18 protein-coding genes are annotated in these 19,677 nt (G+C 42.7%); 13 read left to right on the plus strand and 5 right to left on the minus strand.

From position 1 onward, the window contains the following. The first annotated feature begins 171 nt into the window (after nt 1-171). The 8 genes from LZZ98_RS05450 (at nt 172) to LZZ98_RS05485 (ending at nt 8,140) form a co-directional block, all read left to right on the plus strand. Nucleotides 172-555, plus strand: a complete 384-nt coding sequence (locus LZZ98_RS05450; protein ID WP_086176432.1) for an RcnB family protein — start codon at nt 172-174, stop codon at nt 553-555. A 130-nt stretch (nt 556-685) separates the two neighbouring features. Beyond that, nucleotides 686-2,038: an amino-acid N-acetyltransferase gene (gene argA / locus LZZ98_RS05455; RefSeq protein ID WP_237786987.1), complete on the plus strand. Its 1,353-nt coding sequence runs from the start codon at nt 686-688 to the stop codon at nt 2,036-2,038. Nucleotides 2,039-2,367: 329 nt separating this feature from the next. Next, the gene (locus LZZ98_RS05460) at nt 2,368-3,330 is read left to right on the plus strand and encodes a sulfonate ABC transporter substrate-binding protein (RefSeq protein WP_237786988.1); all 963 of its coding nucleotides are present in this window, start codon (nt 2,368-2,370) and stop codon (nt 3,328-3,330) included. A gap of 90 nt (nt 3,331-3,420) precedes the next feature. Further along, entirely contained in the window at nt 3,421-4,353 is a 933-nt protein-coding gene (locus LZZ98_RS05465; protein WP_228146617.1) for a sulfonate ABC transporter substrate-binding protein, read from the plus strand. A 16-nt stretch (nt 4,354-4,369) separates the two neighbouring features. Further along, nucleotides 4,370-5,545 (plus strand): FMNH2-dependent alkanesulfonate monooxygenase, encoded by a 1,176-nt coding sequence (gene ssuD, locus LZZ98_RS05470; RefSeq protein ID WP_237786989.1) that lies wholly within the window; start codon nt 4,370-4,372, stop codon nt 5,543-5,545. Continuing rightward, nucleotides 5,545-6,360, plus strand: a complete 816-nt coding sequence (ssuC, locus tag LZZ98_RS05475) for an aliphatic sulfonate ABC transporter permease SsuC (RefSeq protein WP_237786990.1) — start codon at nt 5,545-5,547, stop codon at nt 6,358-6,360. Before ssuD ends, ssuC begins: the two co-directional genes overlap by 1 nt. Nucleotides 6,361-6,370: 10 nt before the next feature. Continuing rightward, nucleotides 6,371-7,180, plus strand: coding sequence for an ABC transporter ATP-binding protein (locus LZZ98_RS05480; RefSeq protein WP_237786991.1), 810 nt, complete (start codon nt 6,371-6,373; stop codon nt 7,178-7,180). 345 nt (nt 7,181-7,525) lie between these two features. Continuing rightward, nucleotides 7,526-8,140 (plus strand): TetR/AcrR family transcriptional regulator, encoded by a 615-nt coding sequence (locus tag LZZ98_RS05485; RefSeq protein WP_086176453.1) that lies wholly within the window; start codon nt 7,526-7,528, stop codon nt 8,138-8,140. A gap of 79 nt (nt 8,141-8,219) precedes the next feature. On the opposite strand, the gene LZZ98_RS05490 is transcribed toward LZZ98_RS05485, so the two are convergent. Next, nucleotides 8,220-8,783: a 5'-methylthioadenosine/S-adenosylhomocysteine nucleosidase family protein gene (locus tag LZZ98_RS05490; RefSeq protein WP_237786992.1), complete on the minus strand. Its 564-nt coding sequence runs from the start codon at nt 8,781-8,783 to the stop codon at nt 8,220-8,222. A gap of 324 nt (nt 8,784-9,107) precedes the next feature. On the opposite strand from LZZ98_RS05490, the gene ribF reads away from it, so the two are divergent. From ribF to LZZ98_RS05515, 5 genes are all read left to right on the plus strand, one after another. Beyond that, on the plus strand, nt 9,108-10,109 hold the full coding sequence (gene ribF, locus LZZ98_RS05495) for a bifunctional riboflavin kinase/FAD synthetase (RefSeq protein WP_237786993.1): 1,002 nt from the start codon (nt 9,108-9,110) through the stop codon (nt 10,107-10,109). 65 nt (nt 10,110-10,174) lie between these two features. Beyond that, nucleotides 10,175-13,021 carry an isoleucine--tRNA ligase gene (gene ileS / locus LZZ98_RS05500; RefSeq protein ID WP_237786994.1) on the plus strand — a complete coding sequence of 949 codons (2,847 nt, stop codon included), beginning with the start codon at nt 10,175-10,177 and terminating at the stop codon, nt 13,019-13,021. Then, nucleotides 13,014-13,556: a signal peptidase II gene (lspA, locus tag LZZ98_RS05505; protein WP_237786995.1), complete on the plus strand. Its 543-nt coding sequence runs from the start codon at nt 13,014-13,016 to the stop codon at nt 13,554-13,556. Before ileS ends, lspA begins: the two co-directional genes overlap by 8 nt. Next, nucleotides 13,549-14,031: an FKBP-type peptidyl-prolyl cis-trans isomerase gene (locus tag LZZ98_RS05510; protein ID WP_237786996.1), complete on the plus strand. Its 483-nt coding sequence runs from the start codon at nt 13,549-13,551 to the stop codon at nt 14,029-14,031. The genes lspA and LZZ98_RS05510 overlap by 8 nt, the downstream gene beginning before the upstream one ends. 150 nt (nt 14,032-14,181) lie before the next feature. After that, nucleotides 14,182-14,724, plus strand: a complete 543-nt coding sequence (locus LZZ98_RS05515; protein WP_237786997.1) for an NADPH-dependent FMN reductase — start codon at nt 14,182-14,184, stop codon at nt 14,722-14,724. A gap of 447 nt (nt 14,725-15,171) precedes the next feature. On the opposite strand, the gene LZZ98_RS05520 is transcribed toward LZZ98_RS05515, so the two are convergent. From LZZ98_RS05520 to LZZ98_RS05535, 4 genes are all read right to left on the minus strand, one after another. Then, entirely contained in the window at nt 15,172-16,356 is a 1,185-nt protein-coding gene (locus LZZ98_RS05520) for a PQQ-dependent sugar dehydrogenase (protein WP_237786998.1), read from the minus strand. A gap of 328 nt (nt 16,357-16,684) precedes the next feature. Beyond that, on the minus strand, nt 16,685-17,008 hold the full coding sequence (locus LZZ98_RS05525) for an ankyrin repeat domain-containing protein (RefSeq protein ID WP_237786999.1): 324 nt from the start codon (nt 17,006-17,008) through the stop codon (nt 16,685-16,687). A 59-nt stretch (nt 17,009-17,067) separates the two neighbouring features. Further along, nucleotides 17,068-17,883 (minus strand): hypothetical protein, encoded by an 816-nt coding sequence (locus LZZ98_RS05530; protein ID WP_237787000.1) that lies wholly within the window; start codon nt 17,881-17,883, stop codon nt 17,068-17,070. Between the two features lie 83 nt (nt 17,884-17,966). After that, the gene (locus LZZ98_RS05535) at nt 17,967-19,316 is read right to left on the minus strand and encodes an aromatic acid/H+ symport family MFS transporter (RefSeq protein WP_237787001.1); all 1,350 of its coding nucleotides are present in this window, start codon (nt 19,314-19,316) and stop codon (nt 17,967-17,969) included. Nucleotides 19,317-19,677 lie beyond the last annotated feature (361 nt).

A 19,677-nucleotide genomic window follows, 5' to 3' on the forward strand; every position in this document is an offset into this window, starting at 1 on the left:
GATTTTTTTCAATATCACACTTTAACTGTATGACTTTCAGCACTTTTACAATCTTCTTTTTTTCTCCATCAATTTCACAATTCAACTAAGATTCCAACATCGTTTATCTCTACTTTTCCGCTAATTTTGAATCATCGAAAACATATACCGAAATAATCCAGGGTGAAAGTAATGAAAAAAGTTCTGACTACAATTGCACTTTCTTTATCTGCATTAATGGCAACTTCAGCGATGGCAGCACCAGACCATCGTTATGATGATCATCGTTATCAGCAGGCACATTCACAACATGACCAGCGCTGGGACAATAACAATCGTTACGACCACAACCGTTATGACAATAATCGCTATGACAACAAACGAGTAAACCCAAGCCGTGACTGGCGTTCAGGCCAAAACTTCCCGCGCGTATTTAGCTCATCTGGCTATAAAGTGAGCGACCGTGAAGCACGCCGCTTACCGGATACCGGCCGTTATCAGCAATGGTACAAAGTCAACGGTGACTATGTGTTAGTGAATGAACGTACTGACCGCATTGTACGCATCATTAACTAAAAACTTCGTTTAAGTCTCCTGTTCCCCCAAGAAGCACCTGAATTTGTTCAGGTGTTTTTTTATTTTGACCCTTCCCCTATGCCGTTTTTTGATTAGAATCAAAGCAGGAAATTTTTATTTTGAGATAGGCATGCAAACGAATTCATCTGAAACATCACAAAGCACAAATTTACAATATGTGCATTGGTTTCGACATTCTGCGCCTTATATCAATGCCCACCGCAACAAAACTTTTGTCATCATGTTTGATGGTGAAGCGGTACAACATGAAAATTTCCAGCATATTATTCATGACATTGCCCTGCTGCATTCTTTAGGCATTCGTCTGATTCTGGTGCATGGCGCCCGTTCGCAAATCAACCAGAACCTGAAAGCCAGCGGCATTCAAACCCCTTTTCATAATCACCGCCGGATTACCACACGCGAATCTTTAAGCTGCGTCATGAATGCAGTGGGTTCGATCCGTTTACAAATTGAAGCGCTGCTTTCCATGGGACTGGTCAATTCCCCCATGTATGGCGCACGCATTGATGTGATCTCGGGCAATTTTGTCACCGCCAAACCCTATGGCATTCGCGATGGTGTTGATTTCCAGCTGACGGGTGAAGTACGTACCGTAGATACCGATGCCATCCAAAGACATCTGAAAAATCATAATATTGTCTTGCTTGGACCAACCGGTTATTCCAATACTGGTGAGGTGTTTAACCTGGTCGCGGAAGAAGTTGCCACCAATACCGCCATTCTGCTTAAAGCCGACAAGCTGATATTTTTGGGTAAGCAACAAGGCTTGGTGAACGAGTTCGGACAATTGCAACGTGAAATTGCCCCGCATCAGCTGGATCAGCAGATCTTGCAATATCAGGATTCCAACCCCGATATTGCCCTGCAATTACGCGGGGCCAAAAATGCCTCCCTGCAAGGGGTACATCGTGTACATCTGATTTCTTATACCTATGATGGGGCCTTGCTGGAAGAACTGTTCACCCGTGATGGTGCGGGCACCATGATGACCGATGCCCATTATGAAGATGTGCGTACGGCTACGATTCAGGATGTCGGCGGCTTGATGAACTTGCTTCGCCCACTGGAAGCAGAAGGCATTCTGGTCTATCGTTCACGTGAAAGATTAGAAAGTGAAATTGAACAGTTTTCGGTGATTGAACGCGATGGCATGATTTTGGCCTGTGCTGCCCTGTACCCGATTCCAGCTTCAGCCAATGAAATCAAATCGGCCGAGATTGCCTGTGTCGCGGTCGATCCAACTTATCGAAAGTCCAACCGCGGCAGCGAGATTTTGCATTATCTGGAAGACAAGGCCAAAAGTTTGGGGATTCAGCAACTGTTTGTTTTAACCACTCGGACTGCACACTGGTTTGTCGAGCATGGTTTTGAACCCGCCAGTGTCGATGACCTACCGAATGCCCGTCAGGCCTTATATAACTATCAACGTAATTCCCTGGTGTTTAAAAAGTCACTTTAAAGTGGCTTTTTTTATCACCGCTATAGCTTTATTTTTTATATCTTTATTCTGAATGTCCTGAAATTTATAATGATTTATTTAGGTGGTTTTTGCATAACCTTATACTGGCTCAAGATTTAGAATTTAATGATTTAAATATCAATAACTTATTTTATTAAAACTATATATTTTGTGGTTCTTATAAATCACTTTTCTACATAAGTTTTTCTCTTTTTTATTTATCTTTTTTCCTCATTAAGAATTTCAATTTTTTTATTTTTTTCGAAAAAGAAAAAGCTTTAGCGTATGTGTTCAATATTCAACACTTCATTGTTGCGGAGCACACATACATGAGCGCCATTCAAACAAAATTCTGGGCGAAATCACTGGTCCTTTCTTCAGTAGTTGCTGGCGCAATGATGATGTCAGGTTGTGGAAAAAAAGAAGCTGAAACGGTCACTTTAAATATTGGCTTCCAAAAATATGGCTTGTTACCGATTATTAAAGAACGCGGCATTTTAGAAACGGCGTTGAAAGAGCAAGGCGTCAATGTGAAATGGGTAGAATTCCCTGCAGGTCCACAACTGCTTGAAGGCTTAAATGTCGGCAGTGTTTCCTTGGGTGAAGCAGGTGAAGCACCGCCTATTTTCGCACAGGCCGCCAATTCAAATCTGGTTTATATCGCCAACCAGCCGGAAGCGCCTAAAGCAGAAGCGTTAATTGTGCAAAAAGATTCAGCCATTCACAGCATCCAGGATTTAAAAGGTAAACGTGTTGCCCTCAATAAAGGCTCAAATGTTCATTATCTACTGTTAAAAGTATTAGAAGCCAACAAGCTCACCCTGAATGACATCCAGGTGGTGTACTTGCCGCCTTCGGATGCACGCGCAGCCTTTGAGAAAGGTGCAGTCGATGCCTGGGTGATTTGGGACCCGTTCTTTGCTGCCGCTGAAAAGCAGATTGGCGCACGCGTAATCGCAAACGGCGAAAACCTGGTCAGTAACCATCAGTTCTATCTGGCAGACCGTAAATTTGCCGAGCAACATCCGGATGTACTGAAAGCGGTCGTGAATGAATTAAACACCACCACCCAATGGGTATCCCAGCATCAGGACGAAGCCGCCAAGCTACTGGAAAAACCAACAGGCCTATCTAAAGACATCCTGAAAACCTCCATTTCCCGCATGGGCTTTGGCGTGCAACCAATTTCTAATGAGGTGGTGCAAAAGCAGCAATATGTTGCCGATGCCTTTTATCAGCAGAAACTGATTCCAAACAAACTCAATATTCAAGCCGCAATTTTAGCGAAGTAAGCCATAGAACAAAACTCAGGGGATTTAACAATGACTCAGCATCAGCTACACAACAAAGCAATCACATGGTTAAAGACCTCCAGTCATGGCATGAATGCCATGTTAGTTGCTTGTGCGATGTTGGGTTCAAGTGCCGCTTGGGCTGTGGATCCTTCGGTGAAACAGCTACGTGTGGGTTATCAAAAATCTTCTGTCAATCTGGTGATTGCACAACAGCAAAAGTTATTTGAACAGGAATTTCCCAACGCGAAAATTAGCTGGAATGAATTTCCGGGCGGTCCACAAATTTTAGAAGCCCTAGCCGTCGGTTCTGTGGATATCGGTTCAACTGGCGATACACCGCCTGTCTATGCGCAGGCAGGCAACAAGCCACTATATTATTTTGCTTATGAAACGGCAAAACCTTTGGCTTCTGCCATTTTGGTGCCAAGCAACTCCAAAATTACCCAGCTCAGTCAATTGAAGGGTAAACGTATTGGGGTTCACCGCGGTTCAAGCTCACATTATCTATTGGTACAGGCAGTACGTAAGGCCGGTTTGCAATGGACAGATGTTCAACCGATCTGGTTAAGTCCGGCTGATGCCCGTGCGGCTTTCCAGAAAGGTGCGATTGATGCTTGGGCCATTTGGGATCCGTACTATGCTGCGGCACAACTGGAAGATAAGGCCAAGGTACTGACCACAGGTAAAGGCTTAAGTCCAAATTACACATTCTATCTGGCTTCAAATGATTTGGTTAAAAATCATCCTCAGGCACTCAAAGGCATTATCAAGCAGCTTAATGTTGCCGATAAATGGGTACAAAGCAACAAGGCTGCGACTGCAAGCCTGTTTGCTCAAAGCACAGGTCTGAAACCGATTGTCAGCCAGACTTTTATCCAGCGCCGTCCTAACCCGTCTGGTGCTGCTCTGCTCAGCAAAAAAGTGATTGCCGATCAGCAAGAGCTCGCCAACCGTTTTAGCGAACTCAAGATCATTCCGAAATCTATCAATATTCAGCAAGCCGTTTGGGCAGGCAAATAATCTAAGGATCAATGCAATGAAAATTTTCTGGTTTATTCCTACGCATGGTGACAGTCGTTATTTAGGCACAAGCAAAGGCGCCCGTCAGGTCGATCATGCTTATATGAAACAGATTGCGGTCGCAGTAGATAACCTGGGTTATGAAGGTGTACTCATTCCAACCGGCCGTTCATGTGAAGATCCATGGATTACCGCTGCCAGCCTGATCGATGCCACTAAAAATTTGAAATTCCTGGTGGCATTACGTCCAGGCGTCACCACACCTGCACTGGCTGCGCGTATGGCAGCAACTTTTGACCGTTTATCTGGCGGTCGCGTTCGGCTGAACCTGGTCACCGGTGGTGATGAGCAAGAGCTTAAAGGTGACGGCGTATATGAAGATCATGCGACACGTTATGAAACTGCGGCTGAATACACCACCATCTGGCGTGAAATTTTAAAACGTTCACATACTGGTGAAAGTTTTACTTTCCACGGTGAACATTTAAGTGTCGATGACGCAAAACTGCTTTATCCACCAGTACAACAACCTTATCCACCGCTTTGGTTTGGCGGCTCTTCCGATGCAGCCGTGGAATTGGCCACCGACCAGGTCGATACTTACCTGACATGGGGTGAACCACCAGCAGCAGTGAAAGAAAAAATTGAAAATGTCAAAGCCAAAGCTGCCACCAAAGGCCGTAGTTTAAGTTACGGTATCCGTTTACACGTGATTGTCCGTGAAACCAATGAACAGGCATGGGCTGCTGCTGAAGAGCTGATTCAATACGTTGATGATGCCACCATTGTCGCTGCACAACAAAAATTCAAACAGATGGATTCGGTCGGTCAACGCCGTATGGCAGAACTGCACAACGGTGACCGCACTAAACTTGAAGTATCTCCAAACCTTTGGGCAGGTGTAGGCCTGGTTCGTGGCGGTGCAGGTACAGCACTGGTGGGTGACCCTGAAACTGTTGCTGCACGCATTCAGGAATATGCCGATTTAGGCATTGATACCTTTATTTTCTCAGGCTACCCACATCTGGAAGAGTCCATTCGTTTTGCCGAACTGGTGTTCCCGCTGTTGCCTTTAGAAACCCGTAAAAAACTGGCTCAACCGAACTTGACTGGTCCTTTTGGTGAAATCGTGGCAAATAACTATGTTGCTGATGAGGCCAAGAAGGAAGTGAAACATCAGGAGCCGGCTTAATGAGCACAAGCATCTCTGCTGGAGCCCTGGCGAAACCCAAGGTTTCACGTGGAACACAATTTGGGCAGCGTTTGCTGCCCTGGTTGTTCCCGATTGCACTGATTGTCATCTGGCAAATTGCCTCCAGTACCGGGCTGTTGGAAAGCCGTATTCTACCTGCACCGACGGCGGTCGTAGCTGCATTCTGGCATCTACTGATCAGTGGTGAACTTTGGCAACACGTCAAAGTGAGTGCCGGACGTGCCCTGCTCGGCTTATTGGTCGGTGGCGGTTTGGGTTTATTACTCGGCCTGCTCAATGGTTCTTCGAAGACAGCCTCCACCCTGCTGGATACTACTTTACAGATGATCCGTAATATCCCGGCTTTGGCCTTAATCCCTTTGGTGATTTTATGGTTCGGGATTGATGAATCCGCCAAGCTGTTTTTGGTCGCTGTCGGGGTGTTCTTCCCGCTGTATATCAATACCTATCATGGCATTCGCTCAGTCGATCCGCAGCTGATTGAGATGGGTAAAAGTTACGGCTTAACGCGCTGGCAGTTGTACAAAGAAATTATTTTACCCGGTGCGATGCCGTCAATTCTGGTTGGTTTACGCTTTGCACTAGGTCTGGTCTGGGTACTGCTGATTGTGGCCGAAACCATTTCAGCACAATCCGGCATTGGTTATATGACCATGAATGCCCGTGAGTTCTTGCAAACTGACGTGGTCTTGGTGGGGATTTTACTTTACGCCCTGCTTGGAAAACTGGCTGATGTATTGGCCGTCGCTTTAGAAAAATACCTGCTGCGTTGGCATGCTGGCTATCAAAAATAAGGAATAAGACATGACTGATTTAAGCATCGGGCGTCATGCTTCTGAAGAACGCTCCATACCTCAACAACCTGACCATACAGATATCAACCCCAACGCTGTGGTGGGTGCAGAAATTCTGATTGAACAGCTGCACAAATTCTATGGTGAAGTGAAAGTTCTGGAAGATCTGGACCTGCACATTCAACCGGGTGAATTCCTGGCCATTGTTGGACGCAGTGGCTGTGGTAAAAGTACCCTGCTGCGTCTGATTGCCGATTTGGAACAACCGAGCTATGGCGAAATCAAGTTTAAATCAGCACGTCATATTCGCGAAGGCATCACCAGCGATGACATTCGGGTCATGTTCCAGGACCCACGACTGTTACCTTGGCGTAGCATTGAGCAAAATGTACAATTGGGTTTAGCCAAAGAGCAGCAAGACAATGCTTCTGCACTACTGGAAAAAGTCGGCTTGAAAGAAAAGGCCGGACTCTGGCCATCACAACTTTCAGGCGGTCAGCGTCAGCGTACTGCACTGGCCCGGGCCTTATCACATAAACCTCGCATTTTGCTGCTCGATGAGCCTTTAGGTGCACTGGATGCACTCACCCGTTTGGACATGCAGAACCTGATTGAAAAACTCTGGACTGAACAGGGCTTTACCGCCATTTTAGTAACCCATGATGTCAGTGAAGCCGTACAACTGGCCGACCGGATTATCCTTTTAGATAAGGGGCACATTGCCCAGCAGTTTAAAGTGGATTTGCCTCGACCACGTAAAAAAGATTACACCTTTACCGAGCTGGAACAGCAAGTATTAAATGCAGTATTGGCAACCTGAGCATGCAACACGGCGATAACGAATCTAAACAATCCGTTATCCTTCCTCGGTTTATACATCTTTTAGTCCAGCCTAAACATACTCTTTAATTTTTTTAAAACTGCACCAAATCTGAACACAAAAGACCAGTCGTATCATTTATCCAAAAAATCAATCCCATTTAATCATTTATATAAAAAATGCAATGTTTGCCTATCTGTAGGTCCTATAGGATTTTTAACTCATTAAATAGCTAACCTACAGAATAAACTATCAATTATGATAAAAATGCAATTTTTAGTAATGCACAAATCTGCCGATTTGCCGTACAATTTGCCTTTCCCCTTTAATTTTTTAAATTTGCCAATGGAACAAAAAAAGAGTACACAAAAAAGACATCAATTGCTAAATGCCGCACTCGATGTATTTTCCCTTTACGGTTTTAATGGAGCAAGCTTAGACGAGATTGCTCAGATTGCTGAAATGCATAAATCGAATATTTTCTATTATTATGAAAATAAAGAAGCTTTATATGTAGAAGTGCTCACCACCGTTCTACAGAAATGGCTTGCGCCACTGCAAATGCTGGAATCGGAGCTGGAACCAGAAGAAGCCATTAGCAACTATTTAATGCAAAAAATTGAGGTTTCTCGCACTCAACCGAAAGCATCCCGACTGTTTGCATTGGAAGTAATTCAAGGTGCCCCACATATTTTGCCAATTCTAAAAGGTCCTTTAAAGAAACTGTTTAAGCGCAAGGCTAAAGTGATTAGCGTGTGGCAGGAACAGGGGAAAATTGCCAAAGAAATTGATCCTGAACTGCTGATTTTGAATATTTGGGCATTGACGCAAAACTATGCAGATTTTGCTACCCAAATGGAAATGGTCACGGGTAAAACCTTGCGTAACCGTTCAATGCAGCAACGTTGCATCCAGCATACTGTACATATGATGTTATATGGCGTGATTCCCCGTTCATAAACCTTAAATTATCATTGATGATAGTTTTGGCATACGACCATAGCCCACTATGGTCGCCGAATTACCACTCTTCGCAGTTTTATCTTATCGTTTGATATAATTTTGACAGCTTTTGCGCACCCAATAATAAATTTTCTTCCCAATCCAAATGCGCAGTTTCATTGGCCCCATCGGTAATATATTTCACTGAAATAAATCGTACACCCAATTTCTTGCAGACTTTGGCCATCGCATAGCCCTCCATGTCCACCAAATTGCACGGCACTTTGGGCAATCCTATTTCAAAGCTATCGCCCGTTCCGCAAATGCCTTGAGGCAAATGCTGAAAATAGGACTGCAAATGAATTTCTGCCGGATGCTCCTCATCCATCGGCGTCACACCGACTGCAAAACCGAGGGGCGATACATCCATATCGCGTTGCACAAAGGTGGTGACTTCCACCAGTTCATGCGCATTAAAATGTGAACTTCCGGCAGTGCCCAGGTTGAGCAAGGTCTTGCAACCGGTCTTGTAAATCACTTCAAAGGCTTTAAATGCCGCATTGACTTTACCAATGCCACTGTAATGCACCTCTATGCCTGCCTGTTCAAACAGACCTTTAGATTCATTCGGCAATGCCATAATTAAAGCCAAGTCAGACATAGCGAAACCTTATGTATGTGTAAATTTTAAAGTGTGCACATTAGAAAAGAATTAGCGAATGAGTGCAAATTTAAAATCGTGATCATCCTTCTAGCTAAGCATTTAATACATCCTGATTCACTTGAATATTTGAACTGACTGATCTGTTCTTCAAGCATTTCAATGTTCTTCAACTCTATTGATCTTCTGCATCCCGATCATTTTCAAACACTATTTTTTTGACAAAAATCCAATATTTTTTTGTATGAAAACACAACAACAAGACGAAAGCCTAAGATTATGGCAATATATAGCCCTGATAACTTTTCACTTATTGATTCGCCCATGAAGCTGCTCCGCCTGAATGCTTTAGCGCCAGATTTTCAATTGCCAAAAACTGCCGTGACCCTTGGTAATTTCGACGGCGTACATTTGGGTCATCAGGCAATGATCAAACAGCTTCAAGAACAGGCAGCAGCCCAGAATCTAAAAACCCTGGTGATGATTTTTGAGCCGCAACCTCTGGAATTTTTTAAAGCTTATGAGGCGCCGCCACGGATCACTTCTTTACGTGAAAAAGTCGAATATCTCACCGAGCTGGGTGTCGACTATATTGCAGTCGCCAAATTTGATAATCATTTCCGCAGCTTAAGTGCTGAAGAATTTGCCGACATTTTAAAACACAAACTCAATGCCGATTCCCTGGTTTTAGGCGACGACTTTCATTTCGGTAAAAACCGCCAAGGCAATAGTGAATTTTTAAAAAATTATGGTTTTCAGGTGACCAATTTAAGCACCGTAGCCTTAGCGGGTGAACGTATCAGTTCCACCCGAATCCGCCAGACGCTACAAGCGGGTGACTTAGCCTTGGCTGCCAAATTGCTGGGACGTCCCTATAGCATCACTGGTCGGGTACAATATGGTGATCAAATTGGACGCACCATTGATTTTCCAACCATTAATGTAGCGTTGAAACGTCATAAACCCTGTTTGAACGGGATTTACGGCGTAGAAGTGATATGTGAAACCGAATCTTTAAAAGATAAAGTGAAAGCCGACAATCCTGAAAAATTGGGGATTGCAGGCTATGAATCCACTGCCCTGTTTGGTGCAGGGCATGTGGGTACACGACCGGCCATCAAACAAGTCCATCCCGAATGGCGATTAGAAGTACATTTTCCTGATGTTTCTGCTAATCTGTATGGCCTGTTAATGCGGGTGACATTCTTGAACTATTTACATGGTGAAAAGGACTACCCTTCGCTTGAAGCATTGAAAGCGGGAATTGACGATGATGTAGAAAAACTGCTTGAGTTTAGACACAACACCCCCAATTTTCCCTTTTAAATCCCCATATTTTTTTATTGTAAAACGCGTCAGCCTAAGACTGATTAAATTGGAAGACAACTTGCATGAGCGATAAGCAAACTCCTGAAAATGCAGTGGATTATAAAGCCACGCTAAACCTCCCAGGTACTGAATTTGCAATGAAAGCAAATTTGGCAGTACGTGAAGCGAAATGGTTAGAAGAGTGGTATGCCGACAACATTTATCAGCAGATTCGTGCATCGCGTATTGGCAAGAAAAAATATGTGCTTCATGACGGCCCTCCCTATGCTAACGGTCAAATCCACTTGGGCCACGCGGTCAATAAAGTCTTAAAAGACATCATTATTAAAAGCCGTATCATGGACGGTTTTGATGCACCGTATGTACCGGGCTGGGACTGTCACGGTTTGCCAATCGAACTCAAAGTAGAAGAAAAAGTCGGTAAAGTGGGCGTTAAAGTTGATGCGTCTACCTTCCGTAAAGCCTGCCGTGAATATGCCTACACTCAAGTCGAACTACAAAAGAAAGACTTCATACGTATGGGCGTGTTTGGTGACTGGGACAATCCTTACCTCACCATGAACTTCAAACAGGAAGCCGACATTGTTCGCTCGCTGGGTGCCATTGCCAAAGCCGGTCATATTGAACCGGGTTTAAAACCTGTGAACTGGTGTCTGGACTGTGGTTCGGCATTGGCTGAAGCAGAAGTTGAATACGAAGATAAAAAATCGGACGCGATTGATGTCGGTTTTACCGTCGTTGATTTGGCAGATCTGTCTGCACGTTTAGGCATTCAAGTTACTGACCGCACTGACATCGTAATCTGGACCACTACCCCTTGGACACTTCCTGCCAACCAGGCAGTTGCCCTGCACGCGGAAATTGAATACCAGTTGGTAAAAGCACGTGGTGAAGATAAATCTGCACAAAACTTCATCCTGGCGAAAGATCTGGTTGAATCTGCAACTGAACGTTATGGCTTTAGCACCGTTGAAGTGATCGCAGATTTTGCCGGTAGCAAACTTGAAAACCTACAACTGCAACATCCTTTAATTAGCGACCGTCAAGTACCCGTAATTTTAGGTGAACACGTGATTGCAACCAGCGGTACTGGTGCGGTACATACTGCGCCTGGCCATGGTGTGGACGATTATAAAGTTGGCCTACTGTATAACTTGAAAGTCGATAATCCAGTCGGCGGTAATGGTGTGTATTTACCAACTGCACCGATTTTTGCCGGTGAGCACATTTATAAAGCCAACCCTAAAATTATTGAAGCATTAAGTGAAGCGGGCAAACTTTGGGCACATCACCCCATCAAGCATAGCTACCCACATTGCTGGCGTCATAAAACCCCGATTATCTTCCGTGCGACACCACAATGGTTCATCAGCATGGATGCCAAAGGCTTACGTCAAAATGCACTCAATGCAATTGAAAATGACATCAGCTTTGTACCGGATTGGGGTAAAAACCGTATCCAATCAATGATCGAAGGTCGTCCGGACTGGTGTATTTCACGTCAACGTACCTGGGGTGTGCCAATTCCGTTCTTCGTACATAAAGATACCAATGAATTGCACCCACGTACCCCGGAATTGACCGAAGAAGTTGCGAAACTGATCGAACAGGAAGGGATTGATGGCTGGTATAACCGTGATGCTTCTGAGTTCATCGGTGCCGATGCTGAACAGTACAATGCAGTACGCGATACCCTAGACGTATGGTTCGACTCTGGAACAACCCACTTTGCCGTGCTTCGTGAACGTGAAGAATTGACAGACCCTGCTGATTTGTATCTTGAAGGTTCAGACCAGCACCGTGGCTGGTTCCAGTCTTCATTGTTGACTTCAATTGCCATCAATGAACGTGCCCCTTATAAAGGACTGTTGACTCACGGCTTCGTGGTAGATGAAAAAGGCCGTAAGATGTCGAAGTCGATCGGTAACGTGATCACTCCGCAAGACATCATTAAAGATATGGGTGCAGACGGCTTACGTTTCTGGATCGCCTCTGCGGATTACCGTTATGAAATGACTGCCGGTAAAGAAATCTTTAGCCGTGCCTCGGACGGTTACCGCCGTATCCGTAACACATTGCGTTTCTTGCTTGCCAACTTGAACGGTTTCCAGGCAGCAACTGATGCATTGCCAGTCGATCAATTGATTGCCTTGGATCAATACATCTTGCAACGCGCAAGCGATGTACAAAAAACCATTCAGCAAGCTTATGAAGATATGAACTTCCATATCGTCACCAATGCCTTGACTAACTTCTGTATCAATGACTTGGGTGGTTTCTACCTCGACATCATCAAAGACCGTCAATACACCACCAAAGCGGACTCTCAGGCACGTCATTCTGCACAAACTGCACTATATCATCTGGTACAAGCTTTCGTTCGCTGGATGGCACCAATCTTGACCTTTACTGCTCAAGAAGCTTGGCCACTGATTCCAGGTCAAACCGAGAAATACGTGTTCACAGCTGAGTGGTATGACATTCCAGTGGCTTCAACTGCAAACCTGGTTTCAGAAGCCGACTGGCAGACTTTAATTAGCGTTAAATCTGCGGTAAACAAGCAAATTGAAGCGGCACGTAATGCCAAACTGATTGGTTCTAACCTTTCAGCCAAAGTTGAACTTTGGGCCAATGCGGCATTAAAAGCGGTATTGGATCAACTTGGTGATGAACTTCGTTTCGTACTGATTACTTCACAAGTGCTGGTGAATAACTTGGATGAAGCCCAAGGTGAAGCGACCGATCTTGAAGGTTTACGCGTTAAAGTTTCAGCAGCAGATGGCGAAAAATGTGCACGCTGCTGGCATGTTCTGCCTGATGTAAATACACATCACGAACATCCAGGTCTTTGTTCTCGTTGTATTATTAACCTTCCTACAGGTCAAGGCGAAGAGAGAAAGTATGCCTAATCCGCAAAATAAAAAGGGCTTATTTCAGTTCTACCCACACAATTTGCTGTGGGTGGGATTATCCATTGTTGCGATTATTCTGGATCAATGGACCAAATGGTTTGCAACAACCCATCTGAATTATGCAGATCCTGTGCCTGTACTGCCCTTTTTAAACTGGACATTGCTACATAACTATGGCGCAGCCTTTAGTTTCTTGTCCGATGCCGGTGGATGGCAACGCTATTTCTTTACTTCGCTGGCAGCGTTAGTGTCTGTGATTTTTGTGTTTTGGCTGATGCGTATGCCGAAAAAAACCGTGATTTTGCCTATGGCGATTGCCCTGATTCTGGGGGGTGCCATCGGTAACCTGATTGACCGTGTAAGCTTGGGTTATGTGGTCGATTTTATTCACGTGTATTATCAGAACCACCACTTTCCTGCTTTTAATATTGCCGATAGTGCCATTACCGTGGGTACTATTTTGCTCCTGATCGATACGTTTTTCCTAGAAAAACAACGTATTCAACGTGCGGAAGCGCAACACAATGACTGATTTTATTAATCCAAACGAGGAAACTCGTATTGAAGATGGCTCTAAAGTAGAGCTGCATTTTTCGGTGGCCATTGAAAATGGCGTGGAAATTGACAACACTCGTAGCCGTGAAGAACCTGTCAGCCTCGTGATGGGTGATGGCAGCTTGTTGCCGGGCTTTGAAAAAGCCCTGTTTGGTTTACGTGCCGGGGACCGTCGTACCGTGAGCCTTCCTCCGGAAGAAGCTTTTGGTCCTTGGAACCCTGAAAACATACAAAAGTTTGATACCGTTAAATTCGAGCAGACACCTGTTGTAGGCCATATGATTGAATTTGAAGATAAAGCCAAGCAAAGCTTATTTGGCGTGGTGAAATCGGTCGGTGAAGACATTACTGAAATTGATTTTAATCACCCGCTTGCCGGAAAAGATATTACCTTTGAAGTAGAAATCTTCAAAGTGACCCCTGCTGGCCAGCAAGGCATTAAAATTATGTAAGGTTTCAGCCTTATACCTTTAAAAGCTCCCTCGGGAGCTTTTTTATTTTCTGTTTTTATCATAAGAGTAGAAGATACAAATCCATAATATTCAATGAATAACATTCATAATAAGTTAGAGATGAAAATTTTAAAAATTTAGGCTCAATACATGAAAATATATATTGTCGTGGGTAGCGTGCGTGAAGGCCGGACTGCAATCAAAGTGGCACGCTGGGTAAAACGCAGCATCGATCAAGCCAGTTTTAGTACCGTTCAGGCCGAACTAGTCGATTTAAAAGAATGGAATCTGCCAATTTTTGCCGGTAGTCATCCGCCTATTACCGGTATTTATGATCAACCCAAACAACAGGACTGGGCCGACAAAGTTGCTTCGGGCGATGCCTTTATTTTTATCAGCCCTGAATATAATCATGGCTACAGTCCGGCACTTAAAAATGCATTCGATTACGTCGGTAAAGAATGGCAAGGTAAACCGGCTGCCTATATTGGCTATGGTGCAACCAATGGCTCCCGCTCCATCGACCAGATTCGCCAGGTCGGCACCCAACTTGGTTTAATCGACAGTAATGCGATTATTGAAATTCGCGATATTTTTTCACGTAATAAAACCGAAGAATTTGAACCCAATGAATTTGACCAGAAGACCTTAAAAGATGTGCTGGATAAACTGATTCAATACGTAAGCGCTTGATACGTGGAAGATCGTTGTACGCTTAAGCTTACAAGGGTTGCCGAATATATCCACTTTTCACACATTACCTTTCACGATATATTTAACTCATACCGAGACAGGAAGTCTCTAAGCTTAAAATTAAAAAGATAAGCGATATAACAGCAGGATGCTGCAAGGTACGACAGGAGTTATACCTTAAAATGAATATGAAAAAGCCTCGACAGGATGTCGGGGCTTTTTTTTGCCCAAGATGTTAATCTGACTGACCATTTATCTAAAACTTGAACCCAAACCACTAAAATTTACATGCGACTGAAATTTCAAACCCTATAATCATCACCATTCAAAAATGATGAATCACTGGAATAAAACTCGGAATTATTCCAGCCATCCTCAACCAAATAATAAAATGGAACGATCATTGTAAAAGCCCCCACCTAGGACTTTTGAATTGTATAAGCCGTCTTATTTCGCAGTCATTTTCAGCAGTCTGGCATTGTTACCATCTTCCAGTACCCAAATTGAACCGTCTGGGGCTTGCAGCAAATCACGGATACGTTGCTTCATATCCACGCGCTGAACTTCAGTCACAGGTTTCATGGCTGTATCTACGACAATAATGGCTTTGGAAGATAAACCACCTATCAGGGCTTTATTTTTCCATGCAGGAAATTGAGAACCGCTATAAAAAATCAGGCTGGATGGTGAGATGACGGGGGTCCAGCTGATCTCAGGCGCTTTAAATTCAGGATGGGTATCATGATCAGGAATATCTCGACCATCATAATGATCGCCATTTGAAACCATGGGATAACCGTAATTTTCACCTTTTAGAATCAGATTCAGTTCATCCCCACCTTTGGGACCCATTTCGGCAACCCAAAGTTTTCCTTGTGCATCAAATGCAATACCTAATGGATTACGATGCCCCAACGACCAGACCTGTTTTGCAACCTCATCCTGACCACTAAACGGATTAGCTGCAGCAGCTGTACCATCTGCATTTAAACGTAATATTTTGCCTAAATTGGATTGCATATCTTGGGCAGGATTAAATTTCTGACGTTCACCCGAACTCACCCAAAGTTTTCCATCCTGACCAAACAGGAGCCGATGAGCATAATGTCCCTGTCCTTGTACCTTAGGCACTTGTCGCCAAATAGTTTTCAGATTTTTAACTTGTGGTTTTTGGCTATTGGACAAGTCTAATTCACCACGTGCCACCACAGCCCCGTAGCCTCTCTGTCCTGCTTCTGCATAACTTAAGTAAATGATGTGGTTATGTTCAAATTGAGGATGCAAGGCGATATCGCCCAAGCCTCCTTGTCCACCATAGGCCACTTTAGGCATGCCTTTAACTTCGGTCTTCTGTTTGGTTTGAGGATCAAATAGCTGTAACTTTCCCTTTCTTTCCGTGACCAGTAACCGGCCATCCTTTAGCTCTGTCATGGCCCAGGGTTCATTAAACTGTGCAATGTTCGTCAGTTGATAAGTTTGATTGACTGAACCTGAAGAAGGTTTGGAAGATGTGGTTTCTGAAGCTGACTTGGATGCTGAGTTTACAGCGTCAGTTTGTGCATTACAGGCTGTTAAACTTGATGTACTGATTAATATAGTTGTAGTCAGCATACGCTGTCGGAATATTTTCATCCTGATTATCCTCTGCCATTCAAATCGCTCACCCGTTTTATTCTAAGTAAAATATTGAAAATCACTATTTTTTATTGGTAACAAACTTTCATTTGCTCTGGTGGGATGTGTAAGACATAACGTACACAAAATGGTTCTATTAGCCTCTATCTGCCTCAAGATAAATTTCTTATTCTAAATTCATCAGGAAACAGGACGTTTCCCAAACAGAAAACAACAATAATAAGGTTTGAACATCAGGACGTGAGGTAGAACAACTGTTCTATCTAAGCAACGCATACAAAGAAGCCCTATCAGGATGATGGGGCTTCTTTTTTATTAAAGTGATTTAAGCCATGCCTTTTAAGCTTTTGAAATAAGCTGCAACGTCTTTATTTCCTGCCATTTCAGCAAGTTCTAATGCCGTATAGGTACTGCGATGATTAATATCCGCACCTTTACTGATCAATAGTTTCACGACCTCTAAATGATCATTTTCAGCCGCCGCGTGTAAAGCGCTATAGCCTTCTTCATCGGCAGAATTGACGTCTAGACCTTCCTGTAAGGCCTGCTCGACTTGGTCGATGTCGCCTAAAGAGGCCCAGTACACCAGTTCAGGAAGATGGAGTTCGTCATCATCTTCAGGGATTGGGGAGATAGAATTAAATTGCATATTAATTTTTCCAAGAACTTTAAGTGATTAAAACATAAACTCTAAAATAGAAATAGGATTCAAATTTCACCATTTATTTCAATGTAATTTTTTACAATATCAAAGGTATCTTTAAAATTTTGATCATATTCTGAGTGATGTTGATAACCATATCTTTCATTATGAATATCGGTAAAATCATCATGCCAATGTCCAAATCTTCCCTTCTTTCGACATAAGGCAGTGTAAGGAAAAATTTTTCCTTTATATAAGTCATTGAAAATTTTATTAGAAACGATTACTCCTTTAGTTATATATTTCTTTTCTATTATAAGGGTCATGATCAATTTTCTTAACTCAACTAATGAAAGGATACCACCATGGCCATTCTGAATACTAAAGTGAAAAAAGGTATTTAAAACAATGAAATGATGATCATCAATTTCAAGCATTATGCAGGTTTCGCCATTTAAACTATCAGATCTAATGAAATAAATAATTTGAGGATTTAATTTTTCAATTTTATTTAAACAATTAGCATAGTAATGAATATATGTATCTTGATCCCATTTGAAAGGATATTCTTTCCCTTCAGTCAGCCATTTGATATTAATTCCAAATTCATTTGAAAATTTTTTTAGAAATTTGAAAGTTGGTTCATCTTCATTCAGAAAGTATTTTTCTAGGTCACTTACTTTCTTTAATTTTAATATTTTACCAAATTCCGCAATTGTAAACTTCTCATCCCGTTCTTCATTCATTAATTTAAGAATGAGTTGAAGACGTTCAGAAATTTTTTTTGATTCCGATTTCTTTTTTGAAGGTTTAATCTTCTTTATGCCATAACTAATTAAATTAGTAATTACCCCTAACCCTATTGTTTCTAAGCCGCTCATATTTTTTAATATTATAAATTATCAGATATATTCAATATACAATAAAAAGCCCCCTTTCGGAGGCTTCTTATTTCAAACTTAATTTAAGCTTTTGAAGGAATGGTATTCGCTGAACTAATCTTTTCAGACTCATCGTCATGCATAATCAAAGCAACCGCAATCGCTGTAATCAGTACCGGTAAACCCACTGCCATAAAGTTGAAGTACGCAGGTAAGTTCATACCCAATAATCCACCAATCAGAATTGGCCCTACAATCGCGCCCATACGACCAATTGCAGATGACCAACCAATACCTGTTGAACGTATTGCCAAAGGATAGAACTGTGCAACATAACTATAAAGAAGCATTTGCGAACCAATCGAAGCTGCACCCGCCAGGAATACCAAGATGTAAAGCAGGAACTGGTTAGACTGGAAGCCCATAAGACTCATCACAATCGCACCCATCATACCTAAAACCATCAATACAGGTTTTAAATGGAAACGGTCCGCAAGAATACCACCACCGACAATACCAACCACAGCACCTATGTTCATGACCATCATGAACATCAGGCTGTTATCCATTGAATAGCCTGCAGCCATCATCAGCTTCGGTAACCAGCTGCTGAGTGCATACATAGTCAGCAAGCAGGTGAAGAATGCAACCCAGAACAATAAGGTATTGGTTGCACGACCTCGACGGAACAGGCTCACCACGTTTGCAGCTTCAGGCACATTTTCCTGAGGTAAGGTAAAGGTTGTTGTATCTGTTACTTTTACATTCGGCGCTAAGCGACGCACAATACGACGTGCTTCAGCCTGCTTATTTACCTTCACAATGAATGACAGAGATTCTGGTAGGAATTTCCAGATTACAGGCAGTAAAAATAAAGGAATACCCGCAATAAAGAACATGATTTGCCAACCAAAATCCGGGGTAAACCATGAGCCGAGTAAAGCAGCCATTACGCCACCTACCGCATAACCACTGAACATGGTAGTCACAAGTGTGCTACGCATCTTTTGTGGGGCATATTCAGAAGTCAGTGCCACCAGGTTTGGCATCACACCACCAATACCAAGACCGGCAAGGAAGCGTAACATACCAAATTCAGTGGGATTAGAAGCAAAACCACCTGCAAAGGTTAAACCACTGAATAAAACAATACAGATCATAATCACTTTCTTGCGACCAATCTTGTCCGCCAAGGAACCAAAGATCATCGCGCCAAACATCATGCCTGCAAGCGCAGTACTGGCAAGCATTCCCGCTTGAACGGCACTTAGGCCCCAGTCCTTCATTAATAGTGGTAAAGTTACACCATTAATCGCCAAATCATAACCATCAAATAAAATTACCAGTAAACACCAAGCAACTACATTGAAGTGAAAAGGCGTAAATTTCGCATTGTCGACTACAGAATTAATATCTACAGTTTCCGTTGTCATCGTTCTCATCTCCCATGAGTACTTGTCCACATACCTAACAATCAATTGTTAAGTAAAATTTATCGCAGCCAATATACGCATATGTTTTTTTATAAACAATAAGACTAAAGATTATGAATTTTCCTTAAAATATTAAAGATATCCATATGTATTAAAAGGATTTATTTACAAAATAAATGACTTTTGATTTGGTATTAATTAGAGTGATACATGTCACATTTTTGAATAAAAACCAATCAATCATTTTATTTTTATTAATATAATCTAAACAATATCGAATATAAAAACGACTATAAAATTTTCTAATTTAAAAAAATATATGTTCTGAATTTTTGTATTTTTATGAAATATCATTTATAAA

The organism is Acinetobacter sp. SM34, assembly GCF_022012365.1.
GTDB lineage: Bacteria > Pseudomonadota > Gammaproteobacteria > Pseudomonadales > Moraxellaceae > Acinetobacter.